We start from the raw sequence: 20,030 nt of genomic DNA, 5'->3' as shown, positions 1-20,030 counted from the left end.
GTTTTCATTGCGCGCTTATACGCTTTTTTCCGCGGTTTTTCGTTCGAGTTCAAGCTCGGAAAGCCGCATCGCCAGCACTTCCTCGCGCTCGGCCTTGCAGGTCGGGCACTCGAAATGCTCCCCGTTGATATAGCCGTGTATGGGGCATACCGAGAAAGTCGGGGATACCGAGAAATAGGGTATCCGGTAGTTCGCCGCGACCGATTTGACCAAGTCCCGGCATGATTCCCAGTCCTTGACCGCTTCGCCGAGATAGATGTGGAACACGGTTCCGCCGGTATACTTCGTTTGAAGCGATTCCTGGTGATCCAGGGCTTCGAATATGTCGCTGGTGTACTGCACCGGCAACTGGCTCGAATTCGTATAGAAGGGATCGGCGTCTCCCGAGACGATGATGTCCGGATATTTTTTCTTGTCGTGGCGCGCGAGGCGGTACGAGGTGCTTTCTGCGGGAGTCGCCTCGAGATTGAACAGGTCTCCGGTTTGTTCCTGGAAATCGGCCAGTTTCTGCCTCATGTGCATCAACACCTTTTCGGCGAAAGCCTTGCCTCGCGGGTTGACGATGTCGACGCCCAGGAAATTGAGGCACGACTCGTTCATGCCGCAGATTCCGATGGTAGAGAAGTGGTTGTTGAGATGGGTAAGGTATCGCCGGGTGTAGGGAAAAAGACCTCCCTCGAGCAGGCGTTCGATTACTTTGCGCTTGAGCTGAAGGCTGATCTTCGCCTGTTCCATCAAAAAGTCGAGCCTCGAGAAGTACTCGGACTCTGTGCGTGAAAGATAGGCGATTTGCGGCATGTTTATGGTGACTACGCCGATCGAGCCGGTGAACTCGTCCGAGCCGAACAGTCCTCCTCCTCGCTTGCGGAGCTCCCGCTTATCGAGCTGGAGCCTGCAGCACATGGAGCGCACATCGCTGGGGTTCAAATCCGAATTGAGGAAGTTCTGGAAATACGGGGTTCCGTATCGGGCCGTCATCTCGAACAGAAGCTGAGCGTTCGGGCTCGACCAGTCGAAGTCGGCCGTGATGTTATAGGTCGGAATGGGATACTGGAAACCGCGTCCCGCCGCGTCTCCTTCGAGCATAAGCTCGATGAACACGCGGTTGATTCGGTCCATTTCAGTCTGGCATTCGCCGTAGGTGAAGGGCATGTCCTCGCCGGCGACCACAGCGGGCTTGGAAGCCAGATCAAGCGGGCAGTTCCAGTCGAGCGTGATGTTCGTGAACGGCGCCTGGCTTCCCCATCTGCTCGGCGTATTGACTCCGTAAATGAAGCTCTGCAGACACTGCTTTACTTCCTTGTCCGTAAGGCTGTCCTTTTTAACGAAGGGAGCGAGATAGGTGTCGAAGGAGCTGAATGCCTGGGCTCCCGCCCATTCGTTCTGCATGATGCCCAGAAAGTTGACTATCTGCTGTATGAGGGTCGAAAGATGCCGAGCCGGTTTCGAGGTGATTTTGTCGGGAACACCGCCGAGGCCTTCCGCGATGAGCTGGCGGATCGACCATCCCGCGCAATATCCCGAGAACATCGATAGATCGTGGATGTGGAAGGCCGCGCTTTTATGAGCCTCGGCCACTTCTTCGGGGTATATGTTCTTGAGCCAATAGTTCGCGGTTATCGTTCCCGAGTTGTGGAGTATGAGGCCTCCGAGCGAATAATTGACGTTCGCGTTTTCCTTTACGCGCCAATCCGCCTGGCTGAGGTATCCGTCCATCGTCTCGTCGATGTCGAGGAGGAGTTTTTCCGCGTCGCGGATTGCGTCGTGTCGCGCTCGATAGAGGATGTAGGCTTTCGCAACCTGGACTTCCTTCTCTTCGATCAATACGCTTTCTACAATATCCTGAATTTCCTCGATCGCGGGGATGGAGTGGGAGTGCCTGCCGGCCATCATGACGCGAAGGCGCTCCTCGACTCTGTCGGTGAGTTCCTTCGCGCGGTCGGGATCAGCCGCGCCTTTTACGGCGGCCAGGGCCTTCCCGACGGCGTTTTCTATCTTTGATCTATCGTAGGAGGTGATTTCTCCGGATCGTTTTACAACGTTGCGGATGAACGATTGCGTCTCCGGGTCCTTCGAGGTGCCGAGAAAATGCTTCCATTCGGGGAAAACTCCCTGAGTTTGTTCCGTAGATTCAGATGCTGCCATGTTCGCCTCCCACTTTATTAACTTCCGCTATGAATTCATCCATATTTTCAAAATGCCGGTATACCGAGGCGAACCTGATATAGGCCACCTTATCGACCGCCGAGAGCTTCGCGAGCACCATTTCTCCAAGATCGGAGGTCGGGATTTCGTGGATGGCCTTGCCCGCCATCACCGCCTGGTCCTCTATCTCGTTAACGATGTTTTCTATCGTCATGCCGGAGACGGGTCTTTTTTCCAGGGCCCGCTGGATTCCATGCTCCAGTTTTTTCCGGTCGAAGGGCTGGCGTCTTCCGTCCCGTTTTACCACCATGAACTGTTTTTCTTCTATCCGTTCATAGCTGGTGAAACGGTAGCCGCAGCCGATGCATTCCCGTCTGCGCCGTATGCTGTCTCCGTTTGCAAGGGTTCTCGATTCTATGACCTTGTCGTCAAAACTCCCGCAGTGGGGACATCTCATCTTTATTACCTCTATCTGTAGTGTGCCAGATATGGTGTATCTGAACAACAAGACTCACTATAACACCATTGCTGGTGTTTGACAATGAGATTTATAGGGAATTTTTTGTGGTGAAGAGAGCTTGACTCTTCCTGAAGAAACGGTTTCTCGCTACAGAGGCTTGCGGTTGCGGATGGCGCGCTCGGTGCGGGCTGCCGCGTCGAGGAGGCGAATGAGCAGCAGGGGCACAAGGGAAGCAATACGCCTGTATACGGCTGCCGGGCTTCGCGAACGGCCGCCTCCCCGGGCGTTCCAGGCGAGATTGATTTCCTGCCAAAGATCGAAAATTCTCGGGATGAAGGCGATCGTGAGCGAGAGCGAAAACGCGATGTCCGGCAAAAAGGCGGAACATTTCAGACGCGAGTATATCGAATTCTGCAGGTCTTCCAGGGCGTTGCGCAATTCGAGCGCGGAAGTGGTGGCGTAGAGAATCGTTCCAAAGCCGAGGGCGAGGAAGAGGCGCCACAGATAGAGCAGGGTATCCCGCAATTCCGGGACGAGGGTTTCAGTGCTCTCCGGGATTTTAAGGAAGCGGACCAGAACGATAAAGAGGCTGTATCCGGCGAACGTTTTTGCCAGGGCAGCGGCGCGATCAAGGCCGATCATCGCGATAACGGCCGAAACGGCCAGAAAAACGGTCGCTCCCGCGAGAGCTGCCGCGGGAAAAAAGAACACCCCCGCCGTTAAAGCGGTAACGCAGGCGAGCTTTAAAAGCGCGGGCAGGCGGTGGATGGGAGTTTCGGCTGTATTATAGGAAAAAAGATGGCCGGATTTCATACGCCGGACTCCCACAGAAGATCCTGGACGCCCGAATACGAGGCAAGCGGATTTCGTATTCCCCACTTTTCAAGCGGAGCGCTCCGCAGTCCCTCCCGGGGTTCCCCGTCCCACACGATTTCTCCCTGATAGAGAACCATCAGCCGGTCGGCGAGAGCCAGCACCTTTTCAAGCTCGTGGGTAAGCACGATGACTGTCCGTCCTTCGTTTTTCAGTTGCCTGATTATTCCGTTTACCTGGGCGACTCCGGGCCAGTCGAGATTCGCGTACGGCTCGTCAAGGATGATTATCGGGGCGTCTAGCGCGAGAATCCCCGCGACGGCGAGCCTCCTCTTTTCTCCTCCTGAAAGGCTTCTCGCGGGAAAGCCTTCCTTTCCTTCGAGACCGGCACGCGCGAGAGCCCCGCGCGCGATAGCGGCGGCTTCCGTTCGGGAGAAGCCGAGGTTCTTCGGTCCCACGGAAACGTCCTCAAGCGGGGTGTCGCCGAGAATCTGCGCGTCCGCGTCCTGGAACACGAGGCCCACGCGAGCAGGCCTTCCTTCGGCGTCCGTGCAGGAGACTATGCCTGAAGTCGGCTTGTCGAGGGAGGCTATCAGGTGCATGAGCACGCTTTTTCCGGAGCCGTTCGCCCCGCCGATGACGACGAACTCGCCGTCCCGTACCGAGAAGGTCGCGCCCTTCAGCGCGTCCTTATCCTGCCCCGGAAAGCGTCGCCTGAGGTTATCCAGCTTAATCATCCTGGGACAAATATCTCGCCACTATCGGCCGGAGCTTCAGGGTTATCGGAACGATTGCGACGATCTTCACGGCGTCGCCGATGAGAAAGGGTATGAATCCCTTCGCGATCGCGTCCGCGAGGCTCAAGGAGAGGCTCCTCTTCAGCACGAGGACTCCCGGTATGTAAATGCAGGCGAAGGCCGCTATCGACGCGCTGATTATTATCGGAAGCGCTTGCTTCGGATTGTCCTTGGACGCGCGCTGCACCGCGTAGCCGCCGATAAGAGCGGCGATGAAGTATCCTGCGAGGTATCCGCCCGTAGGCCCTGCGATCACGGCGAATCCGCTTTTACCGCCTGAGAATACCGGAAGCCCGATCATCCCCGCGATGAGGAAGAGTCCCACCGCCCCGGCTCCCTGGACCGGTCCGAGCAGGAGGCCCGCCAATACCGCGAAGGCGTTTTGCAGGACTATCGGGACAGGCCCTATCGGCACGGCCATAATCGATCCTGCGCAAATGAGAGCCGCGAATACCGCGGTGAACACCGATTTGAGGGTGCTGGTCTTGAGTTGATTCATCTTCTCCATCCTTTTGTTTCTATTGATAAGGAACCCGGCGAAAAAAGCCGTTCTCCATAACCGCCTGTGTCTTTATCTTCCCGTATCCGCGCGCGTCCTGCTTCATCGATGCCGAGAAAAGCTCCTTCTACCCGGGCGCCGCCGACTGTTTTCCCGATTATGCTCTGTCCGATCCGCGGGCACTTCGAATTCCAGCGCGAGGCGAGGCCGGGAGACTCGGGATCAATGCGATCGAAATTTTTCAAAAAGAAATCGAGAATTTCTTTTCTGCCGCCGTTTACGGCGCCTGTGCCGGGCATGTCCGGACGTTCGCCGGTATTGATGCCAACCCCCAGATTCATGAAGGACAGGGTGGTTCCTGAAAACAGTCCTTCTCCGAGAATTCCTCCGATTTTGCCTGATCCGACAAGCAGATCGTTCGGCCAATCCAGAGAACACTCGACTCCCGTCGCCGAGCGGACAGCCTCTGCGGCGGCGCACTGGGCCGCCATGACCATGCGGTGGGAATCCCATACGGCGAGTCCGGGCCGCGTAACAATCGTGAAAAAAAGCCCGCCCGCGGCAGAATTCCAGGCTTTCCCGGACATGCCCCGCCCGGTGAGCTGTCTGTCGGCGGTGACCACCAATCCGTGCGCGGCTCCCCGGAGCGCCTCGTCGAACGCGCGGTTCATCGTCGAGTCGGTCGATTCAAGATGGCGAAAGCGCGGGGCGTCCGCTCCGAACTCCCATTCGTCGATGCTGTCCGTCTTATCGCGCACCAGCGCATAGCCTTCGGGATTTCCCGCTATTTCGTATCCCGCCTCGCACAGTCCCTTGACGGCCTTCCACACTGCTACGCGGCTGACTCCGATTTGGGCCGCCATTGCTTCGCCTGAGATGCCACCCGCGGCGCTTCTCAGCATGTCCAGGACCTTCGCCCGGGTGTTCTTTCCGCGGCCTTCGGCCGCGCTTTCAGACGAGCCGTGTTTCATCGGCTGGGATACAGAAGTGTCGGAATAGTTGTTGTTAACCATTTATGAAAACAGGTTAACGAAAGAGGCGGAAAGTGTCAATAAATAGGGGGCGTTGTTTCATTTTTCCAAAAGGACAGTTCTTTTTCGGGTTTCCGGAACGAAAATAAAAACGAATATCAGGGCGAGAGCCAGGAGGGCGGGGAGCCAGTTCCCGAATCGGGCGTAGAAGGTCGTTCGGTTCTGATACAGAGGAGCGTCGACGGTGATCGCGGCCTCTGCGAACAGGGGCATATCGGCGAGTATTCTGCCTTCGGCGTTTATGACGGTCGAATAGCCGGCGTTCGTCGATCTGATAAGCGTCGTTCGAAGTTCTATCGCCCGGAAGAGAGCCGCGGCGTGGTGCTGATATTCGGCGCTGTCGGTTTTCGACCATGAGTCGTTCGTCATGTTTATGAGGAGGTTGCTCCCGGTATTATGGAAGCCGGCAACCAGCGAAGAAAACGCGTCCTCGAAGCAAATGGGCGCGGCGAAGCGCACGGTTCCGGCATTTTCGGTATGCAGAACAAGGCTTTTGATCTTCGTTCCGGGAACCCAGCCTCGCGAGAAACCGACGAGGGCGTCGAAGAAATTCCTCACCCACTCGTATTCCGTGAAGGGCATGTACTCGGCGAAGGGCACCAGCTGAACCTTTGCGTGCCAATCAGTCACGACTCCTTCAGGAGAAATGAGAACGGCCGAATTCGAGAGCCCCCAGTTTTCCTCGTCCACTACCACCGGAGCGCCGACAAGGAGGGGAACATCGGTATCCTTCAAGAAATCCAGAAAGGGGTAAGATTCAGGAAAGCGCTTGAACCGGTTCCGGTATTCGGCGAAGGGAAAGGGAAGGGTGGACTCGCTCCACACGATGAGATCGGGCTTTTTGCCCGCGGCGGCGATGGATTCTCCCGTCAGCCGCTGCGATGTCTCCATCGCCTTTTTCGCCCCGCCGTCGGCCCACGAATCGGCGTTTTGCTGCACAAGGGTCACCGCGAGCGTTCCGGACGGCGAGCGGGGGGCGACGAGCCGGTAAGAACCGAAGCAGAGTGCCGCGCCCCAGAGAAAGGCGGAGAACGCGAGCGTTTTAAAAAGCGGTGCGCTGCGCTTCAGATCGTTTCTGATCGATCCTGAAGCGACAGAGAATACGCATTCGGCAAAAACCGCGGAGAATAGAGCCATGAGATAGGATATTCCCCAGGTGCCGGTGATTTCCGCGATCTGAGCCGGAATCAAGGCCCGGTGCGCGGACATCGACACCGTTCCCCAGGGGTAGGCCAGAAAACCGATCGATTTTCCCCATTCCCACACAGTCCACGCTGCCGCGAACAGAAAGGGACGCAACGGACGCCGTATTTTTACGCTCGAGCGGAATACAAAGCCCGCCGGTACGCCGATGAGAAAACAGCCGAGAGCCGAGGCCCCCAGGGTGAATATCGCGAATTCCTTAAAGTACGCGAGCCAAAAGCTCGACCCCAGATGCACTAGCAGCATCAACAGTCCGCCCATCAATCCGGCGCGGCTTTTCCCTTTGTTGCCGAGAAGAGCCAGATAGAGAGGGGCCAGCGCGATCAGGCCGATCGAAAACGAACCTAAGGGCATGAGTTCGTTCGGAATGGACAGCACCAGAAGACCGGCCGAAAGGACCGTCATGAAAAGAGCGGTTGGTAGGGTCATAATTGAATCTATTTTACTGTTTTTTGTTGAATTGTTTCAATATTGACCATATTATAGTGCTATGCAGAAAATTGTGCCCTTCCATGTCAGCGAATTTGAGACCGAACCGGAGGCGATGGCCGCTGTACCGGGACGTTTTCACCTGCTGGGTGAGCATACCTGGTTCGCCCGGGGAAACACCCTTTCGATGGCTATAAATCATGAGCTTTTTGTCGGCGTGTCTCACCGGACGGATTCCAATTACCGGTTGTACTCCGTGGCTCTCAACGAACGGAAGAAAATATCCGCATCGAACCTGAAATACCGCAAGGAAGACCGCTGGGCTAACTCCGTGAAGGCCGTGATTTCTTCCTTCATGGAATACGGCATCCAGATACCCGGCTTGAATTTCACCATCCTTTCCGAGATTCCCGCCGACGCCGGCCTCGGCACGCCGAACGCGTTGAAAGTGGCGACCGCCCTCGTTCTGCGCAAACTCTACGCTCCCGATCTGGAAGAAGCAGTCCTCGTCGCCATCCTGGAGCGCGCCAACACTCATTTCCTGAAAACCTACGCCCATCGGGCCGATATTCTGTGCGCCCTTTCCGCGCGGGAAGGCTATTGCGTAAAAACAGACCATAACCGGGTGACGGCCGAACTCATCGCGTTTCCCTCCGAAAACTATTCCATCGTGCTCACCGACACGAGCGTTCCCCGCCTCCTCGCCCGCGAGGAGCTGAACCGGAGAATACAGGAGTGCATACGGGCTTACGAGACGGTGAAAATGGATCCGGACGCGCCTGCAGATTTTAACCAATTGACGGAAGAGATTCTGGAAGAAATCGTATCGATTCCCGAATCGGTTCGCCGCCGGGTTATCTTCATCATACGGGAATCCGAGAGCGTGCGGGAGGCTGTAAACGCACTCCAAGCCGGAGATCTCTTCGGTTTTTCGCGGATCGTCAACCGCTCCCATGAAGGCCTGCGCGACCGCTTCGAGATTTCCTGCCCGGAACTCGACTGGCTGGTCAAGCGGGCTCTGGAGTTCATCGTTCCGGATCAGCCGGATCTGGTGTGCTCCCGCATGACCGGACGGGGCTTCGGCGGCTGCACCTACGCCATCGTTCCCAAAGAAAACGCGGCAGTGTATATCCAGCGCACCGAGGAATACGAACGGATATTCGGTTTCAAGCCGGTCCGCCATATCGTCGCGCCCGCTGGCGGCGCCCGGGTTTTATGATATACTGAGCCCTATGAATATTCTGGTTACCAACGACGACGGGCTCAGTTCTGAAGGTTTGCAGGTTCTCGCTTCTGCTCTCTCCCGGGATCACGACGTGTGGATCGTGGCTCCATCGATGAACCGTTCGGGCGTGTCCCACGGCATCACCATGGACGAACCGCTGCGCTTTAAGCAATCCGGTCCGAAAGAGTTTTCCTGCACCGGACTGCCCGTCGACTGTTCCATCACCGGCTCCCAGGGCATCATGCCCTGTATTCCCGATGCAATCGTTTCAGGCATTAACCGCGGCGCGAACCTCGGCACCGACATAGTCTACTCGGGAACGGCCGCCGCCGCCCGCCAAGCTTCGTTCGCGGGAATTCCGGGGATAGCGGTGAGCCTCGTGAGCAAAACGGACGAATATCTCTGGCAGCCGCTCGCCGGCTTCATACGCGACAATCTCAGCGCTTTACTGTCGTTGTGCGCCCGGGATGTGTTCGTAAATGTGAACGCGCCTTCAATCTCTGAATACGCGGGCGTCCGCATGACCGGAGTCTCCCGCCGTGATTACCGTGACAGCATCTTGATGCACGACGGGCCTGACGGCTGCAAATACAGTTTCTTCAGGGGCGGAGACATTCAAACGGACGGAGATGAAAAGAGCGATTTCGAAGCGGTGGAGTCGGGCTGCGTGTCGATTTCCCGTATCGCGTCCCAACCGTTCGCGCTCGAGCCCGATGCGGGTCAAGCGCGTTTGTTTCGTTTATAATGGGTCGATCCGGGGGGAGCCATGGCTGATACGATGAAAAAAGGCATTCAGTTATATAAGGAACGCAAATTTACGGACGCTCTCGCGGCTTTTCTCGAGGTGCCTTCGGGCAAACCCGAAAACAACCTCGAACTGGCCTATTACATCGGATTGTGCTATGCCCGCCTGGAGCGCCACGACGACGCCCTCGTGTATCTTGAGCAGGTCGTCACCGCGGATACCGATCTCGCCAGGGTCTACCAGTGCCGGATGCTTCTGTCCGTGATTTACACCCTTACCGGCAGAACCCGCCTGGCCGATTTCGAGCTGCGCAAACTCATCGATTCCGGATACGAGTCGGTTCAGGTTTTCTGTTCTCTCGGATACATCGCCTGGGAGACCGGAGACGTCGATTCCTCCATCGAGTGGTACGAAAAGGCGTTGAGCCTTGAACCGGCGAACGCGACCGCCTTGAACGGGCTGGGCTATGTTCTGGCCGATACCGGCAGGGATCTCACCCGGGCCTTATCCTTCTGCAAAAAAGCCCTCGATTCTTCGCCCGACAACCCGGCGTACCTTGATTCGCTGGGATGGGTGTATTTCAAGCTGGGACTCTCGCCGGAGGCGAAGAATCATACCCGGCGCGCGCGCGAGTTCGCCCCGGACAATCAGATAATCGGCTCCCATCTCCGGGAGATACTTGAACACTCGATCAACTCACCGGGAGCGAGACGATGAACAGACTCGTGCGAACCCTTTTCGTTTTTTCTTGCATCGGCCTTATTCACGCGTCCGTTTTTGCGCAGGCTCCTTCCGCTTCGGACAAGGCCTTCGCCGAAGAGGAATTCAGGCGCGGCGTTCAGGCCTTTCACCGCGGCGCGTTCAACGACGCGGTTCTGGTGTTCGAAAAAGCTCTTTCCTTCATACCGGGAGAGCCTCTCATTCTCGACTGGCTGGGCAAATCCTATTTTCGAACCGGAGTCGAAGGCGCCGCCTTGCAACAGTGGCAATTCGCCCTGGACGCAGGTTACGGGGGAACCCTTTTATCGAACCGCATCGAAGTGGTCCGCGAGCGGAGAACGCTGAGGCCTTCGTTCATCGACGCGCCTCCCTTCGTTGAAACAGCGTCTATCCGGGCAAAAAACGAAAACGGGATATTGTTCCGCCAACCGGTTTCGGTCGCTCCCTTGAGCGACGGCTCCTTTTGGATAGCGGCCTACGGTTCCAATGAAATTCTCAGATTCGACGTGAACGGAATCGTGGCGGACCGGTCCCGCGGTCCCGTCGGAGGCTTCGATCGTCCCTTCGATATTATTCGCCTGAAAGACGGCCGTCTGGCCGTGACGGAAGTCGCCGCAGACCGGGTAAGCGTGCTTTCTCCCTCCGGCTCCTTTCTTTTCTCCTTCGGGAAAAAGGGCCGGGGGCTCGGCGATTTATCCGGCCCTCAATTTGTCGCCGCGGACGACGCGGGAAATTTTTACGTCACCGATTACGGCAACGCGCGGGTAGGAGTGTACGATCCTGAAGGGAAGCCCCTGTTTTCCTTCGGCACGGCCGGCTTTGCCTTTGCCGGTTTCGCCGCGCCCGCCGGGATAGCGTTCCTCGAAGGACGGCTCTACATAGCCGATTCCGTTTCGGGCGCCCTCCATGTCTTCGATACTTCCGGTAATTACCGCGAAACCCTGTTGCCGGCGGGAAGCATCAAAGGAGCAGAATCGCTCCGCGTGTGGAACGGCTATCTTCTGGCGGCCTTGAAAAACCGCGTGCTCGTCGTCGATCCGGCTTCAGGAGCCTCTTTCGACGCATCGCGGCTTGGAAACGCTCCCATGAGAATAACGGGAGCGGCTCCCGACGCGAACGGAAACCTGATTCTCGCCGATTATCAGGGAAACACCGTGCAGATCGTATCGCGCACCAACGATCTTGCGGGCGGTTTATTCGTTCAGATAGACAGGGTTCATTCCGATGCCTTTCCCAAGGTTGTGCTGGAAGTCAGGGTCGAGGATCGTTCGAGAAATCCCCTGGTCGGCTTGAAATCCGCCAATTTTTTCGTAACCGAGGAAAAACGGCCGGTTGCTGATTTTCAGTTCATGGGAGCCGGCTATCTTGAAGATTCGTCCGATATCACGGTGATCGTGGAACGATCTCAGCGTTCGCTATCCTTTCAGGAGGAGATCAAATCCGCTATCGCGGAAATCGCGGCCGCGATGAAGGGAAAAGGAACGCTCAGGATAATTTCCGCCGGGAAGATTCCCGTACAGGAAGGTTCCGGACCTCCCGACGCGGGAAATTTTCAGTTTCTTTCATTCGGCAACGAGCCGTCGCCGTCCTGGTCCTTCGATCTCGCGCTCAGGCTGTCCGTCAACGATTTAGTGAAGGGCGCAAAGAAGCGAGGAGTCATTTTCCTTACAACGGGGGAAGTTTCTCCGAACGGCTTCAATCGCTACGGCTTAAACGATCTGGCCGCAAATATGGGAAACAACGGCGTGGTGTTCTCCGCCGTGTATCTGGACCGCGCCGCGCCGCCTGGAGAGTATGAATACCTCGTTTCGGCGACCGGCGGAAAATCCTGGTATATATGGCGGAACGAAGGCTTGTCGGCCGCGGTGGATCAACTGCGCACCGCGGCGAACGGCTGCTACGTACTTTCGTATACTTCGGCTCTCCCGACCGACTTTGGAAGAAGATTTCTTCCCGTCGAGGTCGAATCCTATTTGATGAACCGCTCCGGACGCGACGAAACGGGGTATTTCGCTCCCCTTCAATAGCGCCGCGCATCTCTGCGCTTCCTAAAAGGTTATTTTTCCGCCGATTCCGAGGCTGAGCATGAGGACTGTTTCTTCGTCGTCCCGGTCGACGGCGAACGAACCCGACAGCCGCGCCTGGGCCTTCGCAGACATATGCAGGGCCAGAAGATGAGTCGCCTCTACGCGAAGCGATTCCTGTATATCCGAGCTTCCTTCCGTACGCTCCCAGGTTCCGCTGAGCGTATTCTCCCGGCTCGCGGGAATTTTCCGTTTCAAGTATTTCTCGAGAAGAGACCCGGGAAAGGATTTTTTTCCGGGGCGTTTCCATATCATCCTCGTAGTATTGCTGATGGATTCGTCCTTTCCGGAAATATCGGGCGTATTGTAATGGAAACTGTTTTCAGCCGCCGCCGATCCGGAAAGAGGGAAGAGAACCGTTACCGAATGCCACGCGTCGAGGTTCCAGGTTTTAAATCCGCTTCCCCACTCAAACGACGCGCTGTACAATTGCGAGATCTCATCCTGTTCGTACCAGTCGAACAGCGGTACGATTCCCGCCGTCCCCGCCATGTTCAGGGCGCTGAAACCCATGCGGACCGAGGCGTTGCGAATATCGCTTCCTGTTTGCGAAACCGGATCGGCCTTGACCGTTCTTCCCGTTTCCGCGGTAAGGGACGAGGGAAGGAACAAGTCCTGCAAAAGCCCCGGAGACGGGCGTTTCCACACCGCCTGATAGAGGCTGACGAGGACCGCAGGGGTCTCCGATTTACGCAATGCCTCGGCGTAGAGCGTCTCGTCGAATAGATCGATGAACGGATAATACGCGAAAAACCATCCGCCCGAGTTCAGGGCTTCCTTCAGGTTGTCTGCGTCGGAATAGTAGTTGCCGCCCGTATACCCGCTCGTGGAGAGCGCATAGCTGCGCGCGAGAATGAACTCGAGGCTTGAATAGCCGATTGAAACCGGTATCGCTATCGAAAGCTTTCCCGCAGCCTCTCGCCCCGACGACGCGGCGTACTCGCTTATTCCCTCGGCCTTCACCGAGGCTCCTGCGAAGCTGAATTTCCCTTGGTCGCCTTTCTGCCGCGAAAGTTCGGCTTTGAAAGAGGCGTTTTCTTTTCTCTTCAGCGCGCTTTCTTCGCCCTCCGAGAGAAAGGATTCGCCGCTCGAGCGCCAGAAACCGAACCAGTCCCTGCCGCTGTCGAAGTCGGCGCTGTTCGTTTGAGACAGTTTCGTTTCCGCGAAAAAGCCGAGCGCGGCGTTTCCCGGAAGCCGAATCGAGGGCGCCGAACTCGCCGAGACGGACGAGGTTTCCTTTACGGAACTCCGCGAGACGCTGCCGATCATTTTTAGCGGCACCGGTCCTTGCACGGACACTTCGTTCAATCTCTCGACGCTTTCTCCGGCGAAATCCACTGAAAACCGTTCCTTCGCGTCGATAAAGGCGAGCGGAACCGCGATTCCATGCCATGCGGAAGAGATTGCCCCCTCTGTAGTCGACGCGGCCGCGATCCCTCCTTCGAGGGAGGCTCCGAGAACCGAAACGCCGCTTTTCAGCGAGCCGCTCGCCGTCGTCTGCGATTCTCCCGGCACGGCAACGGATTCGAAGACCCCCGAGAACGAGGGATTCGCCAGCAGGGCGCGGGATCCTGAACCGATAACCGGTCCGTCCTTCTTCCACTCCGCTGAGCTTCTGTTCCGGAGCGCTGTTATCGATTGAACGCCTGAAAGATAGAGTTCGTCGAGCAAAAGTTCGTATGCCGCGTCTTCTCCCGTCGAGGTTAGCGCGTCGGGCCAGCCTTCAAGGGAAATGATGATCCGGTTAGGCGATACCCGCTGATTCGCATAGCTGAATCGGGCTTGCGCCCCCGGAAGAACAGTCCCGTCGAGAGATACCTCTCCGGTTGTCATATTTGCCGCCAGTTCCTGCCACACGCCGGTTTTCAGCGAGTTCGCCCGGACTTCGAGCCTCCCGACGACTACGGCCGCTCCGGTATCGGCTGATCTTCCTTCTAAAGAAAGCGCGAGCATCGCGTCGTCGGGCAGTCCTTCCGGCGATTGAGAATCCTCTCCCGTGTCTACGGGAAATACATGAAACATCAGTTTTTCATAGGAATGTAGGGGCATCAGACTTGTTGTCCGGGAAATGCTCAGGCTTTCGGTATCGGGCTCGGGCGAAAAGAAGAGCTTCAGGACGCTGTTTCGTCCTCCGGCATTGAAGCGCGAAGGCATGTCGAACTGTTTGACGAGGGTGTCGGCCTCGGAGCCTGTCGATTCTTCGAGCCGGATATTCGAAGCGTCCTCGATCGACGGAAAGGCGCGCGCGGAGTATCCCGTTTTTCCTAATTCGAGCGGACCCGAAAGGAGGGAAACTTCCGCGGAATCGAAGGCTCCGATCCCGTCTGTGGGCGTAGCCAAAAGCCGTATGTTGCCCGCGGAGGCAAGGAGTGACCTGTCCTCGTCGTCCAGTTGAATGGTGATGATTTTCCATCCGCTTCCTCCGGAGGGCAGCTCGGATGCGGGAATTTTCCAGGTTCTGATGTACGGCGGCAATTCATCGCTTTGTTTTCGGGCCGCTCCCAACTGAATCCAGAGATCGTATTCGGGAGGCGCCGACGAACCGTTGTTCTTCAACGCTACGGAGACTGACGCGGCTTCTGCGAATGTAAGGCCGGTTTCGTCCCCGGCGAGTATGTCCGCTCCCGTCCATTCTCCGGCTGAAATCGTCGCGGCGATGGGCAGGATGAATCCTGATACTCCCGATTCGGTTCGGGGAAGTATCGTTCCGCCGGAAGAAGGCTCCACCCGGCCGTCAAGGGTTAATACGGGCGTAGTCTCGGCGTTATGCGCTTCCGAAATGTCCGGCAGGAGATTCGCCGCTATCGGTGCGTACCAGGAGCTGTCCGGATAGAGGGTCGTCGGCGTCGTTTCCATTCCGTCGATCCGATACACGCCGGTGGTGTCCGGTACTGAAACCTGCCATGCGAAGTCGGAGGAAAGTTCAAGATTTCCCTTTGTCCATGTACCCCCGGCTGCCGCAGTCAAGGTTCCCGGGCTGTCGTTCGCCGAGTCCGTCCACGATGCGCCCGACAGGTTCCAGATCAAGCCCAGCGCCGCGTGGAGATTCAGTTCTGGCACAGGGGTCCAGGCTATTCCTCCGGCTGCGGTGAGCGTGCCGTTGCGGGCGGAGGCGTCGGTTTTCTTCCAGGTGATGCGTATCGTTTCGCCGGTTTGGGGCGGTTGTCCGAGAGAGAGGATGCCGGTCGCGTCGTCCAGAGTAAAATCCGCCGATCTGATTCCGTTTCTGTAGACTTGCACGGTGCCGGCTATCGCGTCTTCTCCGAGGCTTATCGTTTCGATCGCCTGCCATTTTCTTGCGCGCAGTGACAAATCGGTTTCGGCCTTTCCGCCTCCGAGCGCGCTCAAGTATATCTCCGGAATCCAGAGCGCTTCTTTGCCCGCAAGAAGCGGATAGCGCGCTTGCTGATCCCTGGGCGAAGAGATTCCTTCCGCGGGGAGGAGGGCTGTCCACTCGGATTCGATGATCTGCGTAATCCATTCCTTCGCGGCGATTCCGCTTTCCTTCCACACGGGCTCGGCTTCTTCTCCGCCGGTGTCGTACCGCGATAGGATTTCGAAGGGAGAGAAGGCGCTTTTTTGCCGGAGAACCAGGGCTGTCCGGCCTGAGATAGTCCTGAGGTATTTCTTTGTTACGGCCGCTTCGTCGGCGCCTTCCGGAAAATAGCGGGCAAGGATGGTTTCGTCGCCGAGAACGGACTCGAACCACGCCCGCTCCTGTTCCAGAAATTGAGTCAACGCAGGCAGCGAAACGCTTTGCTGATGTTCGACCGCGACCCTGCCTGAGGCGCTTTCGGCCAGCTCGAGCATGCCGCTTAAGCCGTCGAGCGAGTACTCGGCCTCGTTCAACCGCCTCCAGGAAACTCCTTCCTCCGAGTCGCTGAAGTCTCCCTTGGAATCTTCCACGTAGACGGTTATCCCTCCCGTCGCCGCTGTCACGGGAAGAATGAACCATTTGCCGCGCACGGGATTAGCCGCCGAAACCCATGAATCAGCGGCTTCGTTCATTCCGGAAAGCAGAAGCTCCTCGGATGACACCGCGTCCCATCTGACTACCGCGTCGGCTTTCCATTTTTTCCCGGCGAATGTTCCAGAAATACCGGGTCCCGGAGCTTTGCCGCCGCCCGCAGCGATAAAGGGATACTCGTCGGGGAAGGCGATCCCGCTGTTTCCCAGGCGAACGTGCTTCACGTTTTCGTCTTCTCCTCCGACATATCCGGCGGCGACGGTGTTCTTTGAGAACCCTTCCGCGAAATTCGCTTCAAAATACCAGCGCCCGTCTATGAAAATCCAGGTAGACATGTCGACGCTTTGGGTGAATACGGGGGGCGAAAAAGACAGTGCTGCCGCTCCGTCCGAGAAGGCCAGGCCGAGCGAACCGGTGAACGAAGCTTCCCATGAACCGTCGAGTATGAACTCTACTTCCTCGTCGTAGACTCCGAACTGATACAGAGAGGTCGGATCCTCTCTGCTGAACAGACCGCTGATTCTGGCAAGGAGCGCGGCGTCCGGATCCAACCCTTCGGGAAGGTCGTGAACAGGATCGTCGGCGGTTTGAGACTGAGCCTGCGAAAGCGGAAAGAGGCCGAGAAGGAAAGATGCGCACAGCGCCGCGCCGCGGGTTTTCATTCTTCCCGCCCTCCCGGGCGGTCGAGGAGGCGCGCCCGGGTTACAAGGCCTTTACCTCGCTTTTTTTCAAGCGCGCGCACCGCTTCCTGCACCTTGCGCTTTTTCCCGGAATCCGGCGCGGCGAAGAGATCCAGCTGATCCGCTTCCGGTTTGTCCGTCAGATTAAACACGCCGACGCCGATGAGCCTGACTGGAACGCCGTTCGCGTATTTTCTGCGGAAAAGGAGGCATGAACGCCGGAAGAGATCGTCCATGTCCTTGATCGTTGTGTCGAAGGTTTCCTGAATCGAGACCGTCGTGAAATCGTCGTAGCGGATTTTAATGTGCACTGTTTTGCTCGAAAGTCCTGAGTCCATCATGCGGTAGGACACGTCCGACGCTAGTTCGAGTATCGCCGTTTCGACGGTTTCGGCATCTTTTATATCGAAGGGAAAGGTATGCTCGCTCGATATCGAACGGCTGGCCGAAGATCCGGTGAAAATCCCCGGATCGCAGCCTCTGAGCGCGTTGAACAAAAACGAACCGCCCGCTTTTCCGAGTATGCCCTGCAACAGCGGTTCCGAGCATTCCAGCAAGAGCGGGACTGTCCCGAGTCCTGCTTCCTCGAGCCTCTGCCTCGTCTTCTCCCCGGCTCCCCATACATCCTTCAGCCTGAGGGCTCTCATGAACTCTTGCTCTCCGCCGGAGGGGACGAGCGTCAGTCCGTCGGGCTTGTTCAATCCGGAAGCGATTTTAGCTACATACCTGTTAGGAGCGACGCCGATGGAAACGGTCAGTCCTGTTTCCTCTTTTACGCTTGCTTTGAGCTTCGCCGCCGCCAATTCGGGAGGACCGAATAGCCGTTCGGTCCCGGTCATGTCGATGAAGGCTTCATCGACGGAGATTTGCTGCACGGAGGGAGACCAGCGGCTGAATACCGCCATCACCTCCCTCGATTTTTCATGGTACCGGTGCATTCGTCCGCGAACGTATATTCCGTCCGGGCAGAGCGCCTCCGCCCGGTTCATCGGCATCGCAGAATGCACGCCGAATGCGCGGGCCTCGTAGGAGCAGGTGGAGACCACCCCGCGCTTCCCGCGCTCACCGCCGACAATGACCGGTTTCCCCCGGTATTCCGGATGATCGAGCTGCTCGACCGCCGCGAAGAACGCGTCCAGATCGGCATGAAAAAAAACGGGTTGCGCCGTCATTCGGCTTCTCCGGTTTGATCGGCGGCGTTCGCGACTACGATGCGCTCTACCTCCAGCATATAGGACGATGTGATGGCCGGATGCTCGACGATAATCCCCCACGGATTCTTCGTCGTCAACGCCGTGATCGAAATTTCAAGCGGAACGCCCGCTTCGGATGTGAACTCTATCGTCGCGCCTTTTCCGTCCGGCGTATCGATGCCGAACCTTGCCGTTTTTCCCGCGTCCGCGAGAATGAAGTTTTCCGAGGCGCTGAAAACCGATACCCCCTCTGCAGAGCGTACCTCTATGATAAGACGCTCGGCGAAGATGCGGGGACTGATAGCGAGGGTATTGATGTTCCGCTCCAGGAAACGGCGATTCGCGAGCGTATACGGCAGCAGCGCTTCGGGATCTTCGGGAAGAGAAGAAGTTCGCGCATCCGGATCCATGGCAGGCGAGAGTCCTTCGGGAACAGCCGGCGCTTCCAGCGTAAGATTTGAACCTTCTTTTCCGATGCGTTGTCTGATCAGCACATGCACCGGCCTATCCGCCGACCATGCAGGAACGTATAAAAGCATGAAGGCCGAGGCGAGAGCGGGTATCGACATCAGCACCGCATTCAAGGGAATATACAGTTTGTTTTTCATTCCGAATCTTCCCGCCGAATGGAGAAGCCGGGATACGAGAAACTGGATCGGTATCAGATAAAAGGAGATTTTTACGTCCCATAGATCGGTTCCGGTAAAAAGGGGAGAGATGGTTCTCCAGTCGTTTTTGAGAAGCTCCCGCGCCCAGGGGATCACCGGCGCGACGAGGAGAATCGCCGCCGCGAAGCTCGTAGCCGGATGCGAATTATGCGAAGCGATGTAAACAACGAGATAGAAAGCGAGAAAGTAGAACGTCAGCGAAAAGTCCGTAGCGGAAAAAAGAAAAATATTGACGCCGCAGGCAAGGCTCGCGAAGTATCCGTAAATAAAGCCGTCCGACGGAAAGCGGATCAACTGGTTAAGGGAAAAGATGAGATCGACGAGAAAAAGGGCGAGGGCCAGCTTGGCCAGGAGAGCGAATTGCGGCAGCAGCGTCCATGCGGCCGAATGAGCGAACCTGAAAGAAAGAAGCAGCTGGACGGCAAGCCTTCCCGCGGTTAGACAGAGTATGTTTACGAACAGGTAGACCAGGGGAAGCCACCAGAATCTCCGGAAATCCTTCAGCCTCTGGTCGCGGGATTTTCCGAACAGAAAACCCAGGAAAAAGACCGAGAACAGCACGAAGCCCGCTGCGGTTATGGCTGCGAATACGATGACTCCTTCGCTGATCACTGCCAATCCGTTGGTTCGTTGAAAGAGGAGGTAGTGCCTGTCGTATCCGTTCATGTCTTGTTTCGAGTCGTCAACCGCGAGCCGCTTCAGCGCGCTTGCGAGTCCCTCTCCGCCTCTGAGCAAAATCGCCGAATATCCGTCATTTAAAAGGTTTGCGAGCACCGGGTCGCCGGGAACCCATTTCAGGCGGTAGAGGCTCATTCGCGTTTCCGCGAGACGGACCTGAGGATTCTCCAGGGCGAGAACCTTTTCCAGAAGCCATCGCGGGCTCGTTAGGCCCCCCGCGCCGCATTCAGCGCTGATGTTATCGTCATTTCCGGCTTCGATGTAAACGACAGCTTGAATAGGCCCCGCTTCCGAGATAGCGGCAAGCGATTTTAAAGAATACCCGATTTCTTCGCGGGAATCGCCGCGGAAGGTCAGGGAATTCGAAGCGAGCGGCGCGAGGCACACCCGGGAGGCGAGCACTGTCCGGGACAATTCTTCGGAAAGCGCGTCTATGATCCGCTCCGTCTCCGCTCCCGCGTCGGCCCTCCAGGCGACGACCAGCGCTTTGCCGTCCGAGGGGCCGAACTCCCTCCATGAAGGGGAGCCGTCAGCGTGCATGCGGGGAAGAATGAGGAGAAAACACAGTGCGATCAATCCAACACTTCGGGACATATCGGTATAGGATAGGGTTTCAAGACTCGCGCAGTCAAGGGTCGTTTTTCGCTTGTTCAAGATATCCTCGTTCGAGGCCGATATTAGAAGCGAATTCAT

General features: G+C 57.1%; 14 protein-coding genes. 4 read left to right on the top strand and 10 right to left on the bottom strand.

The features are described 5' to 3' along the window. Nucleotides 1-15: 15 nt before the first annotated feature. The 7 genes from K7J14_RS09000 to lnt all read right to left on the bottom strand — a co-directional run bounded on the left by K7J14_RS09000 (nucleotide 16) and on the right by lnt (nucleotide 7,377). Nucleotides 16-2,145, bottom strand: a complete 2,130-nt coding sequence (locus K7J14_RS09000) for a ribonucleoside triphosphate reductase (protein WP_230755462.1) — start codon at nucleotides 2,143-2,145, stop codon at nucleotides 16-18. Beyond that, nucleotides 2,132-2,602 (bottom strand): transcriptional regulator NrdR, encoded by a 471-nt coding sequence (nrdR, locus tag K7J14_RS08995; protein ID WP_230755453.1) that lies wholly within the window; start codon nucleotides 2,600-2,602, stop codon nucleotides 2,132-2,134. The genes K7J14_RS09000 and nrdR overlap by 14 nt, the downstream gene beginning before the upstream one ends. A 150-nt stretch (nucleotides 2,603-2,752) precedes the next feature. Beyond that, complete coding sequence (locus K7J14_RS08990; RefSeq protein ID WP_230755451.1) at nucleotides 2,753-3,418, bottom strand: energy-coupling factor transporter transmembrane component T family protein; 666 nt, start codon at nucleotides 3,416-3,418, stop codon at nucleotides 2,753-2,755. Beyond that, nucleotides 3,415-4,155, bottom strand: coding sequence for an energy-coupling factor ABC transporter ATP-binding protein (locus tag K7J14_RS08985; RefSeq protein ID WP_230755449.1), 741 nt, complete (start codon nucleotides 4,153-4,155; stop codon nucleotides 3,415-3,417). The genes K7J14_RS08990 and K7J14_RS08985 overlap by 4 nt, the downstream gene beginning before the upstream one ends. After that, the gene (locus tag K7J14_RS08980) at nucleotides 4,148-4,714 is read right to left on the bottom strand and encodes a biotin transporter BioY (RefSeq protein ID WP_230755447.1); all 567 of its coding nucleotides are present in this window, start codon (nucleotides 4,712-4,714) and stop codon (nucleotides 4,148-4,150) included. Before K7J14_RS08980 ends, K7J14_RS08985 begins: the two co-directional genes overlap by 8 nt. After that, nucleotides 4,711-5,727 carry a biotin--[acetyl-CoA-carboxylase] ligase gene (locus K7J14_RS08975; RefSeq protein WP_230755445.1) on the bottom strand — a complete coding sequence of 339 codons (1,017 nt, stop codon included), beginning with the start codon at nucleotides 5,725-5,727 and terminating at the stop codon, nucleotides 4,711-4,713. The genes K7J14_RS08980 and K7J14_RS08975 overlap by 4 nt, the downstream gene beginning before the upstream one ends. A 57-nt stretch (nucleotides 5,728-5,784) precedes the next feature. Next, entirely contained in the window at nucleotides 5,785-7,377 is a 1,593-nt protein-coding gene (lnt, locus tag K7J14_RS08970) for an apolipoprotein N-acyltransferase (RefSeq protein ID WP_230755443.1), read from the bottom strand. A gap of 61 nt (nucleotides 7,378-7,438) precedes the next feature. Here lnt and K7J14_RS08965 point away from each other — a divergent pair, with 61 nt between their 5' ends. The 4 genes from K7J14_RS08965 to K7J14_RS08950 are packed head-to-tail and all read left to right on the top strand — an operon-like array spanning nucleotide 7,439 to nucleotide 12,094. Further along, on the top strand, nucleotides 7,439-8,596 hold the full coding sequence (locus K7J14_RS08965) for a galactokinase (RefSeq protein WP_230755441.1): 1,158 nt from the start codon (nucleotides 7,439-7,441) through the stop codon (nucleotides 8,594-8,596). A 13-nt stretch (nucleotides 8,597-8,609) separates the two neighbouring features. After that, nucleotides 8,610-9,347, top strand: coding sequence for a 5'/3'-nucleotidase SurE (gene surE / locus K7J14_RS08960; RefSeq protein ID WP_230755439.1), 738 nt, complete (start codon nucleotides 8,610-8,612; stop codon nucleotides 9,345-9,347). Between the two features lie 21 nt (nucleotides 9,348-9,368). Further along, on the top strand, nucleotides 9,369-10,064 hold the full coding sequence (locus K7J14_RS08955) for a tetratricopeptide repeat protein (RefSeq protein ID WP_230755437.1): 696 nt from the start codon (nucleotides 9,369-9,371) through the stop codon (nucleotides 10,062-10,064). Further along, the gene (locus K7J14_RS08950; protein ID WP_230755435.1) at nucleotides 10,061-12,094 is read left to right on the top strand and encodes an NHL repeat-containing protein; all 2,034 of its coding nucleotides are present in this window, start codon (nucleotides 10,061-10,063) and stop codon (nucleotides 12,092-12,094) included. The genes K7J14_RS08955 and K7J14_RS08950 overlap by 4 nt, the downstream gene beginning before the upstream one ends. Before the next feature lie 21 nt (nucleotides 12,095-12,115). Here K7J14_RS08950 and K7J14_RS08945 read toward each other — a convergent pair whose 3' ends face one another. Genes K7J14_RS08945 through K7J14_RS08935 form a run of 3 tightly spaced genes read right to left on the bottom strand, consistent with a single transcriptional unit; the run spans nucleotide 12,116 to nucleotide 19,931 of the window. Continuing rightward, complete coding sequence (locus K7J14_RS08945) at nucleotides 12,116-16,780, bottom strand: hypothetical protein (protein ID WP_230755433.1); 4,665 nt, start codon at nucleotides 16,778-16,780, stop codon at nucleotides 12,116-12,118. Further along, complete coding sequence (dinB, locus tag K7J14_RS08940) at nucleotides 16,777-17,970, bottom strand: DNA polymerase IV (RefSeq protein ID WP_230755431.1); 1,194 nt, start codon at nucleotides 17,968-17,970, stop codon at nucleotides 16,777-16,779. The genes K7J14_RS08945 and dinB overlap by 4 nt, the downstream gene beginning before the upstream one ends. After that, complete coding sequence (locus K7J14_RS08935; RefSeq protein ID WP_230755429.1) at nucleotides 17,967-19,931, bottom strand: hypothetical protein; 1,965 nt, start codon at nucleotides 19,929-19,931, stop codon at nucleotides 17,967-17,969. Before K7J14_RS08935 ends, dinB begins: the two co-directional genes overlap by 4 nt. Nucleotides 19,932-20,030 lie beyond the last annotated feature (99 nt).

It is taken from the genome of Teretinema zuelzerae (genome assembly GCF_021021555.1).
GTDB lineage: Bacteria > Spirochaetota > Spirochaetia > Treponematales > Treponemataceae > Teretinema > Teretinema zuelzerae.
The sequence above is the reverse complement of the archived record's forward strand: the minus strand, read 5'-3'. Positions and strand labels throughout refer to the sequence as shown.

Coding starts and splice junctions, on each gene's coding strand:
- K7J14_RS09000 (WP_230755462.1), bottom strand. CDS start 2,145: ATGGCAGCATCTGAATCTACGGAACAAACTCAGGGAGTTTTCCCCGAA.
- nrdR (WP_230755453.1), bottom strand. CDS start 2,602: ATGAGATGTCCCCACTGCGGGAGTTTTGACGACAAGGTCATAGAATCG.
- K7J14_RS08990 (WP_230755451.1), bottom strand. CDS start 3,418: ATGAAATCCGGCCATCTTTTTTCCTATAATACAGCCGAAACTCCCATC.
- K7J14_RS08985 (WP_230755449.1), bottom strand. CDS start 4,155: ATGATTAAGCTGGATAACCTCAGGCGACGCTTTCCGGGGCAGGATAAG.
- K7J14_RS08980 (WP_230755447.1), bottom strand. CDS start 4,714: ATGAATCAACTCAAGACCAGCACCCTCAAATCGGTGTTCACCGCGGTA.
- K7J14_RS08975 (WP_230755445.1), bottom strand. CDS start 5,727: ATGGTTAACAACAACTATTCCGACACTTCTGTATCCCAGCCGATGAAA.
- lnt (WP_230755443.1), bottom strand. CDS start 7,377: ATGACCCTACCAACCGCTCTTTTCATGACGGTCCTTTCGGCCGGTCTT.
- K7J14_RS08965 (WP_230755441.1), top strand. CDS start 7,439: ATGCAGAAAATTGTGCCCTTCCATGTCAGCGAATTTGAGACCGAACCG.
- surE (WP_230755439.1), top strand. CDS start 8,610: ATGAATATTCTGGTTACCAACGACGACGGGCTCAGTTCTGAAGGTTTG.
- K7J14_RS08955 (WP_230755437.1), top strand. CDS start 9,369: ATGGCTGATACGATGAAAAAAGGCATTCAGTTATATAAGGAACGCAAA.
- K7J14_RS08950 (WP_230755435.1), top strand. CDS start 10,061: ATGAACAGACTCGTGCGAACCCTTTTCGTTTTTTCTTGCATCGGCCTT.
- K7J14_RS08945 (WP_230755433.1), bottom strand. CDS start 16,780: ATGAAAACCCGCGGCGCGGCGCTGTGCGCATCTTTCCTTCTCGGCCTC.
- dinB (WP_230755431.1), bottom strand. CDS start 17,970: ATGACGGCGCAACCCGTTTTTTTTCATGCCGATCTGGACGCGTTCTTC.
- K7J14_RS08935 (WP_230755429.1), bottom strand. CDS start 19,931: ATGTCCCGAAGTGTTGGATTGATCGCACTGTGTTTTCTCCTCATTCTT.